This window comes from Streptomyces milbemycinicus, from assembly GCF_002154605.1.
GTDB lineage: Bacteria > Actinomycetota > Actinomycetes > Streptomycetales > Streptomycetaceae > Streptomyces > Streptomyces milbemycinicus.
In genome coordinates this window covers 1-4393 of the sequence record NZ_MUNE01000641.1, presented here as the reverse complement: position 1 = coordinate 4393, position 4393 = coordinate 1, and the positions used below count along the sequence as shown (strand labels likewise).

At 74.0% G+C, this 4393-nt stretch carries 4 protein-coding genes; all 4 read right to left on the bottom strand.

Annotated features, from left to right (window positions below; all coding sequences use genetic code 11):
- Nucleotides 1–73: 73 nt before the first annotated feature.
- Nucleotides 74–1345: a type III PLP-dependent enzyme gene (locus CCN51_RS41225; protein ID WP_014175713.1), complete on the bottom strand. Its 1272-nt coding sequence runs from the start codon at nucleotides 1343–1345 to the stop codon at nucleotides 74–76.
- A complete protein-coding gene (locus CCN51_RS41220) occupies nucleotides 1332–2336 on the bottom strand; it encodes a 3-oxoacyl-[acyl-carrier-protein] synthase III C-terminal domain-containing protein (protein WP_055413915.1) in 1005 nt (334 codons plus the stop codon). Before CCN51_RS41220 ends, CCN51_RS41225 begins: the two co-directional genes overlap by 14 nt.
- 5 nt (nucleotides 2337–2341) lie before the next feature.
- Complete coding sequence (locus CCN51_RS41215) at nucleotides 2342–3610, bottom strand: acyl-CoA dehydrogenase family protein (RefSeq protein WP_014175715.1); 1269 nt, start codon at nucleotides 3608–3610, stop codon at nucleotides 2342–2344.
- The coding region (locus CCN51_RS41210) for an acyl-CoA dehydrogenase family protein (protein WP_281262478.1) at nucleotides 3607–4393 on the bottom strand (787 nt) is incomplete at its 5' end. The genes CCN51_RS41215 and CCN51_RS41210, both read right to left, overlap by 4 nt.

Here is a 4393-nt window from a genome sequence, read left to right as displayed (position 1 = left end):
GGCACCATCGCGGCCACCGCCTTGCCGATCGTCTCGACCATCTGTGCGCGGTCCATCCCGGGCCTCCCGTCACTTACTGAACAAACTGGTGGTGTCGCTGCTTGCGCAGCAGGTCGTCGGCGGTGTCCCGGTCGCGGACCAGCAGCGGGCGGCCCTCGTGGACCAGCACCTCGGCCGGGAATCCATGGCTGAGGAAGAGACCGGGTGACGCCGTCGGGCCGTACGCGCCCGACCGCAGCACTGCCAGCACATCGCCCGGCGCGATACCGGGCAGGGGCACGCCGCGGGCGAGGGTGTCCTCCGGGGTGCACAGCGGGCCGGTGACGTGCCAGCGGCGCTCGGGCCCCGCCCCGTCGCCCGCGACCGCCGCGACGGGAAAGTTGCGGCGGGCGTACGAGCCGACGCCGACCGCCGCCATGTGGTGGTGCGTACCGCCGTCGGTGACGGCGAACCACGTGTCGCGGGATTCCTTCACGTACTGAACCCGCACCAGGTAGGCCCCGGCGCGGGCGGTGAGGAAGCGCCCGGACTCCAGCAGCAGCCGGGTGCGCGGATGGCGGCGCGCGAAGTCGCCCACGACAGGCGTGAGGCCCGTGCGCAGCGCGTCGAGGTCGAGGTCCTGTTCGTTCTCGAAGTACGCGACTCCCAGCCCGCCGCCGACGTCCACCGCCTCCAGCTCGATGCCCGTGGCCGCCGCGACGCGTTCGGCCAGCGCCAGCACCTGGGCGGTGTTCTCCACGATCGCCGCCGCGTCGAGGATCCGGGTGCCCAGATAGACATGTACGCCCAGGGGTACGGCGTGCGTGAGCGCGCTCAACCGCTCCTTCCCGGCCAGCACTTGCTCCTCGTCGATGCCGAACTGCCGGGGCTTGCCGCCCATGGCCAGCCGCGAACCGGCGCCGCCGAAGGAGGGGTTGATCCGCAGCAGCACCCGCTGTCGCAGCCCCGCCTGACGCGCCGTCGCCTCGATGAGCTCCAGCTCCTCCCAGGACTCGCAGACGATGGCGTACACCCGGCCCTGGACGCAGGCGCGGATGTCCTCGGCGTTCTTTCCCGGGCCGAGGAAGATGATGTTCTCGGGGCGGGCCCCCGCCGTGCGGGCGGTGCGCAGCTCGACGAGGGAGGAGACCTCGGCGTGGGCGCCGTGGGCGAACAGCAGTGAGCAGACGCTGCTGTTGGGGTTGGCCTTCAGGGAGTAGAAGATCTCCATGGGGCGCGGCAGCGCCTCCGCGAGCGATCTGACCGCGCCCGCCAGCAGCTCGCCGTCGTAGACGTACAGCGGAGTGCCGTAGTGGTCCGCCAGGTCCGCGGCCCGGATCCCCTGGACGGCCTCAAAGCTCTCCATCGCGTCCTCCCTCGCTCCCTCGCCCGCCTTCTCGCCCGCCTTCTCGTTGCAGGACCACCGCGCCGAAGGTGGCGCCGAGGCCGACGGTGGCCAGCACATACCGGTCGCCCGGCGCGAGCCGCCCGGAGGTGCGCAGCGCGGCGAGGTTGAGGTACGGGTCGGCGCAGTTGGCGTGGCCCAGGCGCGGCAGATTGTCGAGGAAGACCTGGGAGAAGGGGATGCCCAGCTCTTTGGCCACGCCTTTCCAGGACAGGCGGTTGACGTTGTGCGGGACGATCCACCGTACGCCGTCGAGCCCGGTCCCCGCCTCCTCCAGCGCCTCCTGGATGACGGCGGCGAGGGCGGGCGCGTAGAACCGGGTGTACTCCCGCTCCCGGTCGGGGTCCTGGCCGCCGAGGCTGCGGTAGAACCGCCCGTACGTACGGAAGGCGGAGCCGAGCAGCGGATCGCCCGGCACCCGCGGGCCCACCACGCATGCGGCGGCGGCGTCGGCGACGACCGCGATCCCCGGGATGACGCCCCGCTCCGGGCGGGCCACCCGGTCGCCGGTGAGCAGCAGCGCGCTCCCGCCGGACTCAGGCCCCAACAACTGTCCGGCCAGGAAGAGCGCGAACAGCCCGGCGGCGCAGTTCATCTGGCCGACCGCGAAGGCCGGGGCGTGGTCGAGGCCGAGGGCGGTGCGGACGCCGTCGAGCAGTTGGGCCCCCGCCGGACCGGCCTCCGTCGGGCCCCCCGCCTGGTCCGCCTCCTCGCCGATGCGCGCGTACAGCACCTGGCGTATGTCGCGCGGGTCCATGCCGTGCAGCGCCTCGCGGCCCGCCGCCGTGAGCATGTCGGCGAGCGAGTGGCCGGTGCTTCGGGGGATATCGCGGAAGCCGAGATAGTCGCGGTAGAAGCGGGCTTTGGCGTCCGGGAGCCCGGCGCCCGCGGTGACGTCCGCGACCGTGAGCGCGGTGTGCGGGACGAAGGTGCCGACGGGCCCCAGGCGCATCGGCGTCACCCGCCCTCGCCTGCGGGCACGACATCGCCGCCCGCGGGCACCGGATCGCCGCCTGCGGGCACCGGATCGCTGGCCGCGGGCACGGCGCCCGACCGGGCGAAGTCCTGGGCCAGCCGCAGCCGTTGGATATCGCCGGTGCCCTCCATGAGCTCCAGCGCGGCGGCGTCCCGGACCCACTTCTCCAGCAGCGGATGGTCCAGCAGCGCGCCGCGCCCCAGGAGCGCGGGCAGCCGGCGGGTGACGTCCCCGACCAGGCGGACGGCCTCCAGCTTGCACAGGGCGGAGGCGTCGCCGCGCCCCTGGTCCGCCTCGACGAGGAGCGCGGTGCGGTGGACGAGCCGGGCGGCGGCCGCGATGCGCAGCGCGGCCGTCTCCAGCGCCCGCCGCTCGGCCGGGGCCGGCGTCCCGCGCTCGGCGCGTACGTAGTCGTACACCGCCGCGGCGAGCCCGACGGCGGTCGCGGAGATCTGCACCCGCGCACCGTAGAAGGCCGTGACCGCGCCCCACATCCCCCGGCGGGTGGCGGGCAGATGGCCGCCGAGCAGCCGGTCCCGCGCGATCGGCACCTCGTGGAAGGTCATTTCGCTGATACGAGCGCCCCGCAGCCCGATCATGTCCAGCGCCTCGCCGTGCGCACCGGGCGCCGGGAGCTCCAGGAGCGCGGCGCGCACGCTCAGCGGCGAGGTGCCGGTCTGTGCGAAGACCACCCCGACGCCGCCGCGCGAGCCGTTCCCGACGTACTTCTTGGCGCCGCTCAGCAGCAAGTCGCCGCTCCGGTCGGCGGGGTCGGCGGGGGTGAGCGCGGTCTGCATCCGGGTGGCGTCGCTGCCCGCCTGTGGTTCGGTGATCGCACAGAAGGCCCAGGTCACGCCGTCGGCGACGCGCTCGTAGAACGCGGCCTGTTGCCGTTCGTCGCCGAGGGTGCGGACGACCACTCCGGCGAGGGCCGGGGCGGGGCCGGCGAACATGGCGCCCGCGTCGCCGCGCGCCAGCTCCATGGAGCAGATCATCTGCGCCAGGAAGTCCCGCGGCAGGCCCTTGACTTCGGCCCGGTACCGCTCGTCCTGGAACCGCTCGGGGATGCCCATGGCGCGGAAGAGCCGGAAGGCGGGGTTGTCGAGGTGGCCGTCCATACGGGCCGGGTCGGCGTCGATGGCGAGGGCGGCCTCGCGCAGGGCGGGGGCGACCTCGCGCGCACGGGCGCGCATGCGCCGGTGCGCGGCGTCCAGGACCGGGTCCTCGGCGTCCAGGGCCAGGGCCGTCACGACCACTCCTGTCCGGGGTCCTGCGGCGGCGCCACCCACAGGCTGCCGACGTACGCCGCGACGTACAGGGAGCGCACGGGGTGGTCGGCCAGATAGCCGGCGCCGCCGAAGAGGTTCGTCAGGGCCGCGTCGGCCGCATCGAGGCGCCGGTGCAGCTCGTGCGCGGCGTACGGAGCGGCCCCGGACGTGGTCAGCAGGAGCTCGCAGGCACGGACGGCGGCGACGCAGTCGGCGATCTTCGCACGCACCAACTGGCGCTCGACCAGCGGCCGTTCACCGGAGCGCCGCCCCGCCACATGCGCCACCGCCCGCTCCAGCAGCACCTCGGCCAGCCCGGCGCGCAGCGCGGCGAACAGCGTCCCGGCGAGCGCGAGCCGTTCCCGGGGGTCGGGCCCCGGCCCGGCGGCGTCGTCGAGACCTTCGTCGAGACCTTCCCGGGGAACGACCTGAAGGACCTCAAGACCCTCGCGCTCGGCCAGCTCGTTGCGCGGGCCCGGCCGTACCGTGACCCGCTCACCGGGCACCGCACGCCCCGCCATCAGCCAGCCGCGTATTTCCGGGGCCATTCGGCCGGGCAGAACACAAAAGCCCTTGTCGGAGCAGGGTGTGATGAAATCCAGGTGCCGCACGGCGGCGGTCAAAGCCGTCGAGAGACCGCTCTCGCGGGCGGTGCGCAAGACGTCCATGGCGGCGGAGAGGGGGTCGGCTCCGGGGGCCACTCCGGGGTCCGTGGAGGACAATTCCGCAGCTTTTGCCGCCATATCCCCCAACCCCATATACCCC

What these genes read in the sequence shown, in the direction of transcription:
- CCN51_RS41225 (WP_014175713.1), bottom strand. Translation starts at nt 1,345, where the DNA reads ATGGAGAGCTTTGAGGCCGTCCAGGGGATCCGGGCCGCGGACCTGGCG.
- CCN51_RS41220 (WP_055413915.1), bottom strand. Translation starts at nt 2,336, where the DNA reads ATGCGCCTGGGGCCCGTCGGCACCTTCGTCCCGCACACCGCGCTCACG.